Source organism: Neorhizobium sp. BT27B, from assembly GCF_050455485.1.
GTDB lineage: Bacteria > Pseudomonadota > Alphaproteobacteria > Rhizobiales > Rhizobiaceae > Neorhizobium.
This window is the reverse complement of record NZ_JBCIYT010000004.1, coordinates 150,465-165,682: the sequence shown is the minus strand read 5'-3', so window position 1 is coordinate 165,682 and position 15,218 is coordinate 150,465. Positions and strand designations below refer to the sequence as shown.

Sequence of the window (15,218 nt, the reverse complement as noted above, 5' to 3'; positions counted from 1 at the left end):
GCAACGGCGGGTCGGTTGAGTTTGCGTTTCATCGCAAAAATAAGGTCCGGGCTGATGCCCGGACCCTGGGTCGTCAGTGTCAAGCGAGCTTGGCCAGGACCTTGGCGGTCGCGCCGGTCATGTCACCCAGCTTCTGCACCTTGTCACGTACGCTGGCTTCGCGCTTCTTGCCGGTTTCCTGGCGCTTCAGGGCTTCCTCGGAAACGGCCCGCACTTCATCACGCGGGATGACCAGCACGCCGCTTTCGTCGGCAAGGATGGCATCACCCGGCATCACCACGGCACCGCCGCAGCTGACCGGAATGTTGAAACCACCGCCGAGATCGTAAAGCCGTGTGGTGATTGGCGAGAGACCGCGCGACCACATCGGGAAATCCGAATCCTGGATTTCCGTGAGGTCGGTGCAGGGGCCATCGACGATGCCGGCAACCGCGCCGGCAGCTTTTGCCGCAACGGTAACACCGCCGCCCCAGCAGGCGTATTTGTCATCGCCGAGACGGTCGACAACGAGGATGTCGCCGGGGCGCAACTGGCCGGTGGCGTGGTGCAGGAGCGTCGAGTCCGGGCCGGCGATCGCCAGCGTCACGGCGGTGCCGACAACGCGGCGGCCGGGAAGCAGCGGCTGGATCTGCCTGTCCATGAAACCGAACAGGCGCCAATGGCCGACGGTTGCCGTTTCGACACCGGAGAGAAGATCTAGATCTTCCTGCGGGATCTGCTCGGGCATGTCCTTGATGACGTACATGATAAAGCTCCTTATGCGCAGGCGATGCGACGATGCTGCGTCATCGGGATGAGGTTGCGCACGCGCTTGATCTCCTTGGCGTCGATGCGGGCGGTGACATAACCGACCGGATCGGAAGCGCGGGCGATCGTGTGGCCCCACGGGTCGCAGACCAGCGAGTGGCCGTAGCAGGCGCGCTTTTCACCGTTGACGGTGACGCTGCCGGTCTGGCCGCATGCGACGAAATAGGTCTGGGTCTCGATGGCGCGGGCGCGGGCCAGCACTTCCCAATGGTCCTTGCCGGTCTGCAGCGTGAAGGCGGCAGGCAGGACGATGATGTCGCAACCGGCCTTTTCGAGCTGCAGGAACAGTTCGAAGAAACGAATGTCGTAGCAGATGGCGCAACCGACCTTCATGCCGTCGATCTCATAGGTGACGATGTCCTCACCCGGCTTGACGGTGGCGGATTCCTTGTAGGCCGTGCCATCCGGGGCAACGATGTCGAACATGTGGATCTTGCGATAGGCGGCAACTTCCTTGCCTTCGCGGTCGAACACGAAGGAGGTGTTGTAGATGCGGTTTTCGCCCTCGACCTTTTCCATGATCGTGCCGGCATGGACAAACACCTTGTTCTCGCGGGCAAAATCCTGCGCCATCGTGTAGGCGGCGCCGCCGGCGGGTTCGGCCAGCGCCAGCTTTTCTTCGGTCGTCGTGCCGTAGACTTCAAAGTATTCCGGCAGGACGATCAGGTCCGGCTGATCGGTCTTCAGGGCTTCCGCCATCAGATCACGGGTGATCTTCAGGTTGGCGTCGCGGTCTTTCTGCGGGTTGGTCTGGATCAGGCTGATTTTCATGGGTAATCCCTCCAAATTGCGATGTCGCTCAGGCGACGATCTTTTCCTGCTTGAGTGCGTTGATGGTGGACATGATGCCGGCGCGCAGCGCCATGTTCTGGGTGGCGACGACCAGCATTTCGGCGCCTTCCTCCAGTGCGAATGTGCGCTCGGCCGGTGTCCAGGCCGGCATGATCCACTTCTTGCCGGCGTCACGGGCGGCCTTGGCGATGCGGGAAAGGTCGCGACGGTCTTCATCGTTGAAGGCGTAGGCGCCGCGGCCGCAGGCGAGCGCCAGATCGGATGGGCCGGGGAACAGACCATCGACCGTGTCGAGTGCGATGATCTTTTCGACATCGGCCAGGCTCTCGGCCGTCTCGATCATCGCGTAGCACTTGGTGCGCTTGTTTTCCTTTTCAAAGGCATCGGAGGACGGGCGGGAATAACCGAACACGCGACCACCTGCATAGGAGCGGATGCCGAGCAGCGGATATTTGGCCGCTTTCGTCACTTCGCGGGCGTGATCGACACCGAGAATGTGTGGCAGGATGACGCCGTCAGCCCCGAAGTCGAGAGCCTGCTGGATGGCTTCGGTGGTCGGCGCGATCACCTTGGTCAGGGCCGGGATGCCGAGCGACTTGGAAAAGGCCAGGAACTGGTCGAGCGTGGCGAGATCGAACGTGCCGTGCTCAAGCTCGATGACGAGCTGGCTGACGCCGCAGGTCTTGGCGATTTCCAGAAAGCCGAAATGCGGCTGCGACATCCAGAGCGCGATATTGTCCATTTCAGTAGTCTCCATTGCAATTTCAGTCACTTGCCGATGGTCTTCGAGAGGCCAAGCGTGCGTTCGATGAGAAAGATGATGAGAAGGGTGGCGACGACGAGGACGACGGATACGGCAGCCGTCATCGGGTCGGTCTGGCTTTCGACGTAGTCGAAGATTTCCACCGGCAGGGTGCGCAGGCGAGGGCCCGTGATGAACAGCGAGATCACCACTTCGTCGAAGGACAGAAGGAAGGAGAGGGCAGCGCTGGCGATGAAGCCCGGCATCATCAGCGGCAGGGTGATGCGGCGGACCACCGTGAAGGGTGACGCGCCGAGCATGGTGGCTGCATCCTCCACCGATGGCGGTATCGTGGAAAATGCCGTCAGCATGATGCGGATCACGTAAGGAGTGGTGATGATCAGATGGGCGATGATCAGACCCGTATAAGTGCCGAGCAGCCGTGCCTGGACGAAGACCAGAAGAATGGCGAGGCCGAGCACGATCGACGGCAGAAGGAGAGGCGCCGTGAACAGGTTAAGCAGGAATTCGCGACCGATGAATTTGCGGCGGCGGATGGCGAAGGCGGCGGGCACACCGGCAGCAAGGCCCAGCACCGTCACCGTGATGGCGATGACGAAACTGATCCACAGCGCCTGGGCAAAACCGGCATGCGAGAACATCGCGGCATACCAGCGAAGGCCCCAGCTTTCCGGCGGGAAGGTGATGTAGCTGTCATTGCTGAAGGACAAGGGCAGCACGATCAGGATGGGGGCGAGCAGGAAGAGATAGATGCAGGCGACGAGGAGCCTGAACGGAATGGTCAATTGGCCGATCATGTCAGGGTTCCTCCTTAATCGAAGCGCTTGACGACGCGGGAATAGACCGCGAGCGCAAGGCCGAAGATGATGAGCACGATGACGGAGATTGCCGCGGCCGTCGGCCATTCCAGCTGGATGACGGCCTGGTCGTAGATCTCGGTCGCCAGCAGGAACACGCGTCCGCCGCCCAGAAGCTTGGGAGTGATGAACGAGCTGATGGAGAGCACGAAGCAGAGCAGGCAACCGAGTGCGATGCCGGGTGCCGTCAGCGGCAGGATCACGCGGCGAAACCGCGTCCAGCGGTTGGCGCCGAGCGATGCGGCGGCTTCCTCGTAAACGTTTTCGAGACGACCAAAACCGGCGATCAGCGAAAGCGCCATATAAGGGATCAGCACTTCCACCATGCCGATGAAGACACCGAGCGTGTTGTTGGTGAGGCGCAGCGGGCTGTCGATAATGCCGGACGACATCAGGATGCCGTTGACCACGCCCTGATCACCGAGGATGACCATCCAGCCATAGGTGCGCACGACGCTGCTGACGAGAAGCGGCGATACGGTGATGACGAACAGCATGTTGCGCCATTTCGGCGAGACCCGGTGCAGGAAAAGCGCGATCGGATAAGCGCAGCACAGCGTGATCAGCGTGACGCCAAAGCCCAGGGTCAGCGAGTTGGCGACCAGTTCGAAACTGAAACTGTCAGTGAAGAAGCTGACATAGTTTTCCAGCGTGTAATTGTTGGTCAGCACGCCGCCGCTGCGGCTTTCGATAAAGGAAATCATGCCCAGCCGGACGACCGGCAGGACGAAGGCGATGAAATTGATGATCGCCATCGGCAGAAGCAGCGCAATCAGCAGAAAGGGAAACTTTCGGCGAGTTTGAGGCGCATCGGCAAGAGGGACGGATGAGGTGATCGCTGCCATGGTTCAGCTCCCTGAACCTTGGGCGAAAACCTGCATGTCCTGCGGCTTCCACTCACAGAGAAGCTTTTCACCGCTCTGGAAACTGTGGCCGGCGCTGGCGGTGTGCACTTCGGTGGTGAGCGTATTGCCGCCGATATCGATGTCGTATTGCACGACGTCGCCGATATAGGTGACGCGTGTGACTTTCCCGTGAGCAGCATTGGTGGCCATGCTGACGAGGCTGCGGTCGCGGCTCGGCGTCAGGCTGATACGGTGCGGGCGGATGGCGGCTTTCGCCTTGCCTGATGTCAGGCCGCGGGTGTCGCAGGGGTAAACGGAAGCACCGATGCGTACACGGTCAAGTGCTTCGATCTCGCAACCGAGAACATTGGTGCGACCGACGAAGTCGGCGACGAACAGGTCGGCCGGGCGCTCATAGATGTCTTCCGGCGTGCCGAGCTGGGCAAGCTTGCCCTTGTGCATGACGCCGACGAGGTCGCACATGGTCAGCGCTTCCACCTGATCGTGGGTGACGAACACGGTGGTGATCTGCAGGCGCTGCTGGATTTCGCGGATTTCAATGCGCATGTCGTCGCGCAGTTTTGCGTCGAGGTTGGACAGCGGTTCGTCGAGAAGTAGAAGACGAGGACGGATGACGAGAGCGCGGGCAAGCGCCACGCGCTGCTGCTGGCCGCCGGACATTTCCTTGGGCTTGCGCTCGCCGTAACCGGGCAGCCGCACCATTTCGAGCGCTTCTTCCACGCGGTCGCGGGCTTCCACGCGGTTGACGCCGCGCATTTCCAGACCGAAGGCCACGTTCTGCGCCACCGTCATATGCGGGAACAGCGCGTAGTTCTGGAACACGAGGCCGATATCGCGCTTGTGCGGCGGCTTGTGGGAAATGTCGTCACCATCGATGGTGATCTTGCCCTTGGTGATATCCAGAAGGCCGGCGATCATGCGCAGCGTCGTGGTTTTGCCGCAGCCGGAGGGACCAAGCAAACCAAGCAGCTTTCCCTTCGGTACATCGATGTCGAGATCGTCAACAGCCATGTAATCGGCGCCGTAGCGCTTGGTTATGCCTTTCAGCTTGAGAAAGGCCTGATCGCCGGGATTGGTTTCGGCGGCCAGAGGTTCCTGGCGCAGTTCCTGAGTTTGCATGTCGTCACCATGTGCGGATTTGAGGTCGTCGAGGGCAACGGGAGCAAAGCCCCGTCACGATGGCGTGCGTGCTCGATCACGCGCGCTGGGCGCGTGCCGCTGGGTATTTTTCTGGAAAGGGACGGAGCCCGGGCCTTTTCAGGCCCGGAACGTCGTGCTTAGCGTCCGGCCGGGATAATCTTGCGGCGCCAGGGCTGCAGGATGTCTTCGCGCATGGCGCCGATCGTCATCCAGTCGACGGGGATCAGCTTTTCGCGCTGAACCGGGTCCATCATCGGAATGCGCTTGGCGGTGGCTTCATCCACGACCGCCTTGGTGTTGACCGGGGCATAGAACATCGCCTTGGCAAAGGCTGCCTGTGCTTCCGGGCTGATCGCATAATTGATGAAGGTCTGGGTTGCCTCCGCCTCGGACGCCTTTTCGATGGCGCTGATGACGTTGATCTGCGAAGCGGTCCCTTCCGTCGGGCCGACCGAGCTCATGCGGCCTTCCGTCTGGTCGAAATAGAACTGCGAACGGGCGTTCCAGCCGATCGAAACCGTGGCCGTGCCGTTGGCAACCAGTGTATAGGCGTCTGGCTTCGGTTCCCAAGTCTGCACGCGCGGTGCCACTTCCACCAGCTTTTCGACGCCCGGATCAATGGTCTTCTTATAATCGTTTTCGCCGGCCATGCGGTTGGCGATGATCGTCAGAAGAATGGCCTGGATGTCACCGCCGCCCTGCGCCGGCAAAACGACCTTGCCGTCCTGCTTCTTGTCCCACAGCGCTTCCCAGCTGGTCGGCGCCGTCGGGAATGCCTTGGCGTTATAGATCAGCGACAGCGTGTCGTAGGTCAGCGGGATGGCGGCGCCACCGAGATCCTTGCCGATCTCGGAAACATCGGCGTAGTTCGACAGCTTGGATGTGTCGAGATCGGCGACAAGGCCTTCTTCCTTGGCGATCTTGGCGACCGAAAGGTCATAGATGACCGCGTTGACCTGCGGTGCGTCACGCTGGGCGCGCATGTTGCCGAGCGAATTTGCAGCGTTCTGAACGCCGTAATAGGTCACCTTGATGTCGGGATGGGCCTTCATGAAGGGCTGGATGACAGCCTTCGTGTAGTTTTCCTCGAACGGACCGCGATACCCCATGACGGTGATATCGGCGGCGTTCGCGTAAGCTCCCGACAGCATTGTCGCTGCGAAAAGCGTTGCAGAAAGGACTCGTGTGGAAATGCGTTTCATATCGGTATTCCCCTTTCGCCTTTTTGGCCTTGCTTGTTGTTAGGTGAACGATATGCAGCGTGCCGGTAGGGGTCCAACGACTAAAATCTACCGAGTGTTTAGAAATTCTTTCTGATAAAAATAATGTCTGCAGCGGCAATAAATCGCCATGCAAATCGATTTTGGAATAAAATTTTTCCATAAACATGCTCTTCCGGCATCGTATCTGCATCATTTTTCCTAAAGTCAGGCTGTGGTCATCCTTTGCTGAATACTCCTATAGGTAATCATCTATGCACTTATAGTGTCCATGGGTTGTTGCCCTTCGCAGTCGCGGCAAGAAATACCTTGAGAAGGAAAGTACGCACGATAGCATGAGGCATCGCAGTTCGACTGCACGCATTTGCGGAGTGCTTCATGACCACCAAATACATGCTTCTCACCGGCGCCAGCCGTGGCATTGGCCATGCCACGGTCAAGCTTTTCCAGGAACATGGGTGGCGGATTTTGACGGTTTCGCGGCAGCCTTTTTCAGAGGAATGCCGCTGGCCCTCCGCACGTGAAAGCCATATTCAGGCTGATCTCGAAGATATCGACAGCATTGATGCACTGGCCGCAACGGTGCGCGAGCGTCTGCCGGATGGCAAGCTTGCAGCGCTGGTCAACAATGCCGGCATTTCTCCTAAAGGTCCTGGTGGTTCCCGTCTCGGTGTTGCCGATACCGATGCCGCCACATGGATGCGGGTGCTGAACGTCAACCTGATCTCGACTGCCCTTCTGGCGCGCGCCCTGTTGCCGGAGCTGAAGGCGGCCCAAGGTTCGATCGTCAACGTCACCTCCATTGTCGGCTCGCGTGTGCATCCGTTTGCAGGTGTGGCCTATGCGGCATCGAAGGCGGGGCTTGCCGCGCTGACCCGCGAACTCGCCCATGAATATGGTCCGATGGGCATCCGCGCCAACGCCATCGCACCCGGCGAGATCGATACCGCCATCCTGTCTCCTGGCACGGCGGATCTCGTCAGTGCGCAGGTGCCGATGAACCGGCTGGGTACGACGCGCGAAGTGGCAGAGACGATCTACTTCCTCTGCAACGAAACGTCGTCCTATATCAACGGCGCGGAAATCCATATCAATGGTGGCCAGCACGTCTGATGGACTGGGCATCGGGCCGGCGCTAAAAATTGGGAAATCAACCTCGAAATTCGGGGTTGCAATAACAAGGGAACGAAGGAGCAGCATATGACCATCCAGCCGAACTCGGCGGAAGCCCGCGACATGGCCTACCAGATGCACCCGATGGTGAATCTCCGGAAATATGAAAAGACCGGCGGTCTGGTGATCGAAAGCGGCGACGGCATCTACGTCACCGATAATACCGGCAAGCGTTATATCGAGGGACTGGCCGGCCTTTGGTCGGTGGCGCTCGGTTTTGGCGAGAAGCGTCTTTCGGATGTGGCCAAGGCGCAGATGGACAAGCTGCCCTATTATCACAGTTTCGCCTACAAGAGCAGCGGCCCGTCGATCGATCTCGCCGAGATGCTGGTCAAGATGGCACCTGTTCCGATGTCTAAGGTGCATTTCACCTCGTCCGGTTCCGAAGCCAACGATCTTGCCTGCAAAATGGTCTGGTACCGCTCCAATGCGCTGGGCAAAAAGGACAAGAAGAAGATCATCGGCCGCATCAAGGGCTATCATGGTGTGACCATCGCGTCCGGCTCGATCACCGGCCTGCCGCGCAACCACGAGAGTTTTGATCTTCCGCTGGACCGGATGGTGCATACGTCCTGCCCGTCCTACACGCATTTTGGTCTTGAAGGCGAAAGCGAAGCCGATTTCACGACGCGCATGCTGAAGGACCTCGAAGACCTGATCCTCAAGGAAGGACCGGAAACGGTTGCCGCCTTTTGGGGCGAGCCGGTGATGGGTGCCGGCGGCGTGCTGGTGCCGCCTGCCGGTTATTGGGCGGGTGTCCAGAAGATTCTCAGGAAATACGACATCCTGCTGGTTGCCGACGAAGTCATCTGCGGCTTCGGCCGCACCGGTAAAATGTTCGCTTGCGAGACCTATGGCATCGAGCCCGACGTGCTGGTTCTCTCCAAGCAGATTTCGTCGTCCTACATGCCGCTCTCGGCAATCCTGATGAACGACAATTTCTATCAGCCTATCGCCGATGAGAGCGACCGTATCGGCGTGTTCGGTCACGGCTTTACCGCCTCCGGTCATCCGGTGGCGACCGCCGTCGGGCTGGAAAACCTGAAGATCATTCAGGAGCGCGATCTGGTGGGCAATGCGGCCCGGCTGGAGGAAAAATTCCTCGGCGGTCTGGCGGAACTTGCAAAACATCCGCTTGCCCAATCATCGCGCGGTGTCGGCCTGCTCGGCGCGCTGGAAATCAAGCCATGGGCGGATGCCAATCCCGGTGATGCCGCTGCCGCGATCAATGCCGTCCTGCAGGACGAGGGCGTCATCGTCCGCAATATCGGCGAGGCGATCTGCTTCTGCCCGCCGCTGATCATCACCGCCGAACAGATCGACGATATGTTTGCGGCGCTGAAGCGGGCACTCGACATCGTGCAGCAGGCCCGAGCCTGACAGGAACCGATGCGGGAAGACGTCTGACGTTTTCCCGCTCAGGCCCGGCGCTTTCTCCTGTGGGTATCGCCACGGGAGATCGCATGGCCGTGCCGGCGTAACAGCGAAAACGGAATATTGCCGTCATGACAAAGACTGCTGCATCAAGAGTCCTCGGTGCCGAACTGGAAACCGGCGCGGTCGCCGTGCCGCCGGATCAGGCAGAGATGATCGCCCGCGAACATTATGGTCTCGTCGGCCGGGCCGAATGGCTGTGGGGCGAAAAGGACAGCAATTATCGGCTCACACTCGAGGATGGCACGGCCTATCTGCTGAAGATCCTCAACCCGGCCGAGGATCCACAAGTCACGGCCATGCACAGTCAGGCATTGCTGCATGTGGAAGCCAGAGACCCCGGCATTCCGGTCCAGCGCATTATCAAAACACGGGAAGGCGCGGCTGACTTTCGTTTCGTAGCCGATGACGGCGGCGAACGTGGTGTGCGCATGGTGACCTTTGTGCCCGGCATGGCGCAACGCACGTCACCGCATTCGACGTTGCAGCGCCAAAAAATAGGCGCGCTGCTCGGGCGCATGCAAAAGGCCTTGAAAAGCTTTGTCCACGAGGCAGCATCCCACCGCATCACCTGGGACATGAAACATGCAATGGGCATGCGCGACCTCATGCCGGCCTTCACCGACATCAGCCAGCGGACACGGCTGGAAAAGGTGATCGACGCTTTCGAGAGGGAGATCGTACCGGTGATGGCGTCGCTGCCATCGCAGGTGATCCATAACGACTTCAACATGGAAAACATTCTGGTCGATCCCGACAGGCCCGACGAGATTACCGGCATCATCGATTTCGGCGATATGGTGCATGCGCCTGTTCTTTTCGATGTCGGCGTGGCGGCCGCCTATCAGATCGGGTCCGAACCCGATCCGGTGGAAGCCATGTGTGATCTGATCAGGGGCTATCGTAGCGAATGCACCCTCTCCGATACGGAAATCGACCTCGTCTATACGGCCGCCGTCATGCGGCTGGTGATGCGGCTTGCCATCCCGCAATGGCGGGCAAAACTGTTTCCGGAGGATGCCGAACGTCTGACGATCCGAAGCGCCAGTGTCTGGGAACAGCTGGCGCGGCTTGACGCTATCCCGAAGCACAAGGCAATCGAACGCCTGCGCGCCGCCAATCGACAAGGATGAAGACCATGAACAAGCCCGTTTCCGGCAAGCCGACCGCAACCATGGTCAACGGTTTCGATGCCGCCCGGCTCGGCAGCCTGCCGGAGCGCGAGCGAAAGCTGATAGAGCGGCGGCAGGCGCTGCTCGGTCCGTCCTATCGGCTGTTTTACGAAACGCCGGTGCATGTCACGCGGGCTGAAGGCGTGTGGCTGTATGGACCGGATGGCGAGGCCTATCTCGATGCCTATAACAACGTGCCCTCGGTCGGCCATTGCCATCCGCATGTCACGCAGGCAATCGCCCGGCAGGCGGCCGAACTCAACACCCATACCCGCTATCTCGGCGAACAGATCCTCGATTACTCCGAACGCTTGCTGGCGACGTTTCCGGCCGAACTCGACCGCGTCATGTATACCTGCACCGGCAGCGAGGCGGTGGATCTCGCCTTGCGGCTGGCGCGCTATTACACCGGCGGCACTGGCCTCATCATCACCGAAAACGCTTATCACGGGGTAACCGCCTCGGCTGCGGAAATCTCGCCGTCGCTCGGGCCAAATATGCCGCTCGGCCAGCATGTGCTGACGGTTCCGGCACCCGATACCTATCGCGCCGAAGGCCGTGATGTCGGGCAGGCACTGGCGGAAGATGTGGCGAAGGCGATTGCCCATATGCGTCGGCGCGGCATCGTTCCCGCCGCCTTCATCGCCGATGGCATCTTTTCCACCGATGGCATTTTTGCCGATCCTGCCGGTTTGCTGAAACCCGTTGCCGATCTGCTGAAAGGCGAAGGCGTTCTCTACATTGCCGATGAAGTGCAGCCCGGTTTCGGACGTCTGGGATCGCATATGTGGGGTTTCATGCGCCATGGCGTCGTGCCCGATATCGTCGTCATGGGCAAGCCGATGGGCAACGGCATGCCGATCGCCGCCGCCGTGATGAAATCGGAGATACAGGAAAAATTCGGACAGGATATCCGCTACTTCAACACGTTCGGCGCCAACAACGTCTCGATTGCTGCAGCTTCCGCGGTGCTGGATGTGATCGAGGGTGAAGGTCTGATGCAGAACGCGCAGGTGACCGGTGATTACATGCTGGCCGGCATGCGCCGTCTGCAGGATCGGTTCGAACAGATCGGCGATATCAGGGGCGCCGGTCTGTTCCTCGGGCTGGAATTCGTGAAGGACCGGCAAAGCCGTGAGCCGGATGGCGCACTGTCTCTCAAGGTGGTCAACGCCTTGCGGGATCGGCGTGTGCTGATCAGCGCATCCGGCAGCGGGGGCAACGTGCTGAAAATCCGGCCACCGCTTCCCTTTATACAAGACAATGCCGATGTGTTTCTCGGCGCACTCGAGGAAGTGCTGTCCGAGATCGGCTCTAGCTGATGATGTTCTCGTCGCCCTGCGACAGCGGAAACCGTATGTCGCAGATCAGGCCTGTTGTGGCATAATCCAGCGTGGTTTCGCCGCGCAATTCGTAGCGGATGCTGCGCTGGATCAACGTCGTGCCAAAACCGTCTTCCTGTGGCGGCTCCACGGCCGGGCCGTCGATCTCGCGCCAATGCAGGGCAAGCCACGGCTCGCCATCGATCTCCTCGCGCGACCATTCAATGCCGACACGGCCGTCTGCATTGGAAAGCGCGCCGTATTTGATCGCGTTGGTCATCAACTCGTTGAAGGCAAGGCTCAGCGCCAGCGCGGCCTTGGGGTCGAGATGAATGACCGGGCCGGCAACGATCTCAAAACGGTTGCCCTGTTCATGCGGCGTGATCGTCCGTTCCAGCACCTGCAGCAGTTCGGCATCGGTCCAGTTGCTTTCAAACAGCAAGGCATGTGCATCCGCCATCGCGCGCAGGCGACCGCTGAGGTTCTCGACGTAACTTTCCACCGTGCCGCTGTTGCGGGCCGTTCGTCGCACGATCGACATCACCATCGCCATGGTGTTTTTCACCCGGTGGCTCAGCTCACGGACCAGCAGCTCTTTCTGGTGCTCGGCGCGGCGGCGCTCGGTGCGTTCGCGTGCCTCGGCCAGTGCCCGTTCGACCGCGGCCGGCAGGCGGATCAGCCGCTGCTTCAGCACATAATCGGTCGCGCCGCGGCGGAAAGATTCGATCGCCACTTCCTCGCCCAGCACGCCGGACACGAAGATGAACGGCACATCCGGCACCTGCGCGGCGGCCAGTTCCAGTGCCGACATGCCGTCGAAATCCGGCAGCGAAAAATCAGACAGGATCACGTCGAAGTCACGCTCGCCCAAGGCCTTCACATAGGCCGCACGCGAAGCCGCCCGGCGGATTTCCGGCACCGGCGAGATCTTCTCCAGATATTCGGCGATCAGTTCGGCGTCGAGCGGGCTATCCTCGAGCAGAAGAATACGTGGGCGCGCGGGGGCATGTTCAAGGGGCATTATCTGGATCCCGGTGGCGGTTCGTTGAGGATGGCCCAGAAGACGCCGAGGTCCTGGATCGCCTTGAAAAATTCGTTGAACTCGACCGGCTTCACCACGAAGGCGTTGACGCCGAGTTCGTAGGAGCGAACGAGATCCTGCTCCTCTCGCGAAGACGTCAGCATCACCACCGGAATGTGGCGCAGCTTCTGGTCCTTCTTGATCTTTTCAAGCACTTCCAGCCCGTCGATCTTGGGCAGTTTCAGGTCCAGCAGCACCACGGTCGGGTTGCCACCGTCCTTACCGGCATGGGGACCCTGGCCAAGCAGGTAATCCATCGCCTCGGCACCATCACGGGCAATGACGATCTCGTTGGCCAGCTGGCATTTTTCCAGCGCCGCAAGCGTCAGTTCAAGGTCGCGCGGGTTGTCTTCGACAAGCAATATCGGGCGCAGTTCAGGCAAGGATCTTTCCTTTCCCCTCTTTCGGTAAAACAAATAGGAAGGTGGCACCTTTATCGACTTCACCCTCACCACGAATGGTGCCGAAGTGTCGTTCGATGATTCGACGTACAAGGGCAAGGCCGATGCCCGTACCCTCGAAATCCTCCACCCGCTGCAGCCGCTGGAACACGCCGAACAGCTTGTCCACATAGGCCATGTCGAAACCGACGCCGTTGTCGGTCAGGGTGTAGGTCGTGCGGTCGTCTGCACTGCTGCCGGTGACGGAAATCTTTGCAGGCTGACGTGGGCGGGAATATTTGACGGCGTTTTCAACGAGGTTGAACCAGACCTGCCGCAGCAGCGTCGCATCGCCCCAGGCGGGCGGCAACACGCCGATCGACCATTCGATATCGCGGTCCTGATTGGTCAGCATGACGCTTCGCACCACTTCGGCGACCAGCTTGTTCATGTCCACCGTCTTGTGCGCAATCGCGGCACGGCCGAGCTGTGAAAAATTCAGGAGGTCATCGACCAGCCGGCCGGCCGCAAGCGCCGCATCGGAGATCGTTTCCAGATAGTGTTTCGACTTGGCATCCAGCGTGTTTTCCCGCTCGCGCAGCAACTGGGCAAAACCGACGATATGGCGAAACGGCGCACGCAGATCGTGCGAGACGGAATAGGAAAACGCCTCCAGCTCCTTGTTGGAACGCTGCAACTCGCTGCTCAGCTGTGCCAGTTCCTCGGCCTTGCGCAGCACGATGCCGACGATTGCGGCGCGCAGGTCGCGGGCGGCGGTGATTTCGGCATCGACCCATGCGACAGAATGCAGGCGCACCTGCTCGCTCCAGCGCTCGAAGGAAACGCGCGGATGAATGCGGCCCTGCTCGTGCACCACCTTGTGCGGATTGCCGCCCCATTCGACGGTGCTGAGCACTTCCGGACGGAACCAGATCAGCCAGCTTTCATGCAGTTCGGAAATGCGGATGGCGATGATGCCGCTGGCCACCGTGGCAAAATCCGTCGCCTCTGGCATTTCCGCCGGCAGCGTGTCGGTGGAATAGAGTTCGGTTTCGGCGCGATCCGCCAGCCAGTCGATGATCTGGCGGACCTCGTCCTCTGCAGGCGTCTCTCCGACGCTGTGGTAATCGCCGCCGCTGATGATGGCGGCCCCGGAGGCAGAAACCTGCGCCAGCAGGTCTTCCGGGTTGGAAATCAAACCATCCAGCCAATAGTGGCTTGCACTCATGGTACCCAGCAACCGGCCCTGAATGCGTGCAAGCGTCACGCTGTGGGCAGCGCTGCCGGCATGTTCCTGCGCGGCAATGCGCATGGCCAGCGTCTGGACAATGAAATCGCAGGCCTCGCGGGTGACGACAGACACGTTGTGCGGCTCATGACTGTGGCAGGCGATCAGGCCCCATAACTGGCCATCGACCATGATCGAGACCGACATCGAGGCCGATGTCCCCATGTTGCGCATGTATTCGAGATGGATCGGCGAAACGCTGCGCAGTTGCGCCGAACTCATGTCGAGCGGCGCACTTGTCTGCGGATTGACGGCTGGCTCCACCGCCACCGGGTTATAGTCCACATCCGGGATCATGCGGACGTGGTTGGAGGCGTATAACGCGCGCGCCTGCGCCGGAATGTCGCCGGCCGGAAAACGCAGGTCCATGTAGGACGGCAGACGCCCATTGCCGGCTTCCGCCACCACATGGCCGTTCCAGTCCCTGTCGAAACGATAGGCCAGCACCCGATCGAACCCGGTCAGTTTCTCGATCAGCCGGACGGTGGTTGAGAGCGCACCGGACAAGTCCTGCTGGCCGGCCAGTTGCTGGGCAAAACCGCGAAAGCGTAGGAAAACATGGTCGGCGAGACCGTCCGGCAGCTTTTCCACCTCGACAATGATCATGTCGCCGGAGCGATGAAAATCGAGGCTGAGATTGTCGGTCTGGATCTGCAGCCGCGGTTCTTCCGAGGCATGCCAGGCAAGAATGTCAGCGCGATGCGTGCTGATCACGCCACCGATTGTCTTGCCGGCTTCAATCGGATGGTCGAGAAAATCAGCAACATTGACGCTCGCCTGCAGCACGAGCATGTCGGACGCGCGCAGCACGATCATCGCACCGTGCGGCTGTATCGCTCCGGGGATGTGTATCGGTTCCTGCGCACAGGTCTCAAGATCAAGATCCGGCAGGTTCACACTGGTACTCCGAAGTTGGCGAAAGT

At 60.3% G+C, this 15,218-nt stretch carries 14 protein-coding genes; 4 read left to right on the top strand and 10 right to left on the bottom strand.

Annotated features, from left to right (window positions below; all coding sequences use genetic code 11):
• Nucleotides 1-79: 79 nt before the first annotated feature.
• From AAIH70_RS12550 to AAIH70_RS12520, 7 genes are all read right to left on the bottom strand, one after another.
• Nucleotides 80-745, bottom strand: coding sequence for an RraA family protein (locus tag AAIH70_RS12550; protein ID WP_132275363.1), 666 nt, complete (start codon nucleotides 743-745; stop codon nucleotides 80-82).
• Between the two features lie 11 nt (nucleotides 746-756).
• Entirely contained in the window at nucleotides 757-1,578 is an 822-nt protein-coding gene (locus AAIH70_RS12545; protein ID WP_132275366.1) for a carbon-nitrogen hydrolase family protein, read from the bottom strand.
• A 28-nt stretch (nucleotides 1,579-1,606) separates the two neighbouring features.
• Complete coding sequence (locus AAIH70_RS12540; protein WP_132275369.1) at nucleotides 1,607-2,341, bottom strand: HpcH/HpaI aldolase family protein; 735 nt, start codon at nucleotides 2,339-2,341, stop codon at nucleotides 1,607-1,609.
• Nucleotides 2,342-2,367: 26 nt separating this feature from the next.
• Nucleotides 2,368-3,159: an ABC transporter permease gene (locus AAIH70_RS12535; RefSeq protein WP_132275372.1), complete on the bottom strand. Its 792-nt coding sequence runs from the start codon at nucleotides 3,157-3,159 to the stop codon at nucleotides 2,368-2,370.
• Nucleotides 3,160-3,173: 14 nt separating this feature from the next.
• Nucleotides 3,174-4,064 (bottom strand): ABC transporter permease, encoded by an 891-nt coding sequence (locus AAIH70_RS12530; RefSeq protein WP_132275375.1) that lies wholly within the window; start codon nucleotides 4,062-4,064, stop codon nucleotides 3,174-3,176.
• A gap of 3 nt (nucleotides 4,065-4,067) precedes the next feature.
• A complete protein-coding gene (locus tag AAIH70_RS12525; RefSeq protein WP_207908263.1) occupies nucleotides 4,068-5,204 on the bottom strand; it encodes an ABC transporter ATP-binding protein in 1,137 nt (378 codons plus the stop codon).
• Nucleotides 5,205-5,362: 158 nt separating this feature from the next.
• A complete protein-coding gene (locus AAIH70_RS12520; protein WP_132275378.1) occupies nucleotides 5,363-6,427 on the bottom strand; it encodes an extracellular solute-binding protein in 1,065 nt (354 codons plus the stop codon).
• 396 nt (nucleotides 6,428-6,823) lie between these two features.
• Here AAIH70_RS12520 and AAIH70_RS12515 point away from each other — a divergent pair, with 396 nt between their 5' ends.
• From AAIH70_RS12515 to AAIH70_RS12500, 4 genes are all read left to right on the top strand, one after another.
• Nucleotides 6,824-7,558, top strand: coding sequence for an SDR family NAD(P)-dependent oxidoreductase (locus AAIH70_RS12515; RefSeq protein ID WP_165932045.1), 735 nt, complete (start codon nucleotides 6,824-6,826; stop codon nucleotides 7,556-7,558).
• An 87-nt stretch (nucleotides 7,559-7,645) separates the two neighbouring features.
• On the top strand, nucleotides 7,646-8,998 hold the full coding sequence (locus AAIH70_RS12510; protein WP_132275381.1) for an aspartate aminotransferase family protein: 1,353 nt from the start codon (nucleotides 7,646-7,648) through the stop codon (nucleotides 8,996-8,998).
• A gap of 125 nt (nucleotides 8,999-9,123) precedes the next feature.
• The gene (locus tag AAIH70_RS12505) at nucleotides 9,124-10,185 is read left to right on the top strand and encodes a phosphotransferase (RefSeq protein WP_430034280.1); all 1,062 of its coding nucleotides are present in this window, start codon (nucleotides 9,124-9,126) and stop codon (nucleotides 10,183-10,185) included.
• A 41-nt stretch (nucleotides 10,186-10,226) separates the two neighbouring features.
• On the top strand, nucleotides 10,227-11,546 hold the full coding sequence (locus AAIH70_RS12500; RefSeq protein ID WP_132275913.1) for an aspartate aminotransferase family protein: 1,320 nt from the start codon (nucleotides 10,227-10,229) through the stop codon (nucleotides 11,544-11,546).
• Here AAIH70_RS12500 and AAIH70_RS12495 read toward each other — a convergent pair.
• Genes AAIH70_RS12495 through AAIH70_RS12485 form a run of 3 tightly spaced genes read right to left on the bottom strand, consistent with a single transcriptional unit; the run spans nucleotide 11,539 to nucleotide 15,192 of the window.
• Nucleotides 11,539-12,567, bottom strand: coding sequence for a sensor histidine kinase (locus AAIH70_RS12495; RefSeq protein WP_132275386.1), 1,029 nt, complete (start codon nucleotides 12,565-12,567; stop codon nucleotides 11,539-11,541). The genes AAIH70_RS12500 and AAIH70_RS12495 overlap by 8 nt on opposite strands.
• On the bottom strand, nucleotides 12,567-13,010 hold the full coding sequence (locus tag AAIH70_RS12490) for a response regulator (protein WP_132275389.1): 444 nt from the start codon (nucleotides 13,008-13,010) through the stop codon (nucleotides 12,567-12,569). The genes AAIH70_RS12495 and AAIH70_RS12490 overlap by 1 nt, the downstream gene beginning before the upstream one ends.
• Entirely contained in the window at nucleotides 13,003-15,192 is a 2,190-nt protein-coding gene (locus AAIH70_RS12485; RefSeq protein ID WP_132275392.1) for an ATP-binding protein, read from the bottom strand. The genes AAIH70_RS12490 and AAIH70_RS12485 overlap by 8 nt, the downstream gene beginning before the upstream one ends.
• Between the last annotated feature and the right edge of the window lie 26 nt (nucleotides 15,193-15,218).

Bases quoted from the DNA above. Each gene is read 5' to 3' on its own strand.
- AAIH70_RS12550 (WP_132275363.1), bottom strand. From the start codon at position 745: ATGTACGTCATCAAGGACATGCCCGAGCAGATCCCGCAGGAAGATCTA.
- AAIH70_RS12545 (WP_132275366.1), bottom strand. From the start codon at position 1,578: ATGAAAATCAGCCTGATCCAGACCAACCCGCAGAAAGACCGCGACGCC.
- AAIH70_RS12540 (WP_132275369.1), bottom strand. From the start codon at position 2,341: ATGGACAATATCGCGCTCTGGATGTCGCAGCCGCATTTCGGCTTTCTG.
- AAIH70_RS12535 (WP_132275372.1), bottom strand. From the start codon at position 3,159: ATGATCGGCCAATTGACCATTCCGTTCAGGCTCCTCGTCGCCTGCATC.
- AAIH70_RS12530 (WP_132275375.1), bottom strand. From the start codon at position 4,064: ATGGCAGCGATCACCTCATCCGTCCCTCTTGCCGATGCGCCTCAAACT.
- AAIH70_RS12525 (WP_207908263.1), bottom strand. From the start codon at position 5,204: ATGCAAACTCAGGAACTGCGCCAGGAACCTCTGGCCGCCGAAACCAAT.
- AAIH70_RS12520 (WP_132275378.1), bottom strand. From the start codon at position 6,427: ATGAAACGCATTTCCACACGAGTCCTTTCTGCAACGCTTTTCGCAGCG.
- AAIH70_RS12515 (WP_165932045.1), top strand. From the start codon at position 6,824: ATGACCACCAAATACATGCTTCTCACCGGCGCCAGCCGTGGCATTGGC.
- AAIH70_RS12510 (WP_132275381.1), top strand. From the start codon at position 7,646: ATGACCATCCAGCCGAACTCGGCGGAAGCCCGCGACATGGCCTACCAG.
- AAIH70_RS12505 (WP_430034280.1), top strand. From the start codon at position 9,124: ATGACAAAGACTGCTGCATCAAGAGTCCTCGGTGCCGAACTGGAAACC.
- AAIH70_RS12500 (WP_132275913.1), top strand. From the start codon at position 10,227: ATGGTCAACGGTTTCGATGCCGCCCGGCTCGGCAGCCTGCCGGAGCGC.
- AAIH70_RS12495 (WP_132275386.1), bottom strand. From the start codon at position 12,567: ATGCCCCTTGAACATGCCCCCGCGCGCCCACGTATTCTTCTGCTCGAG.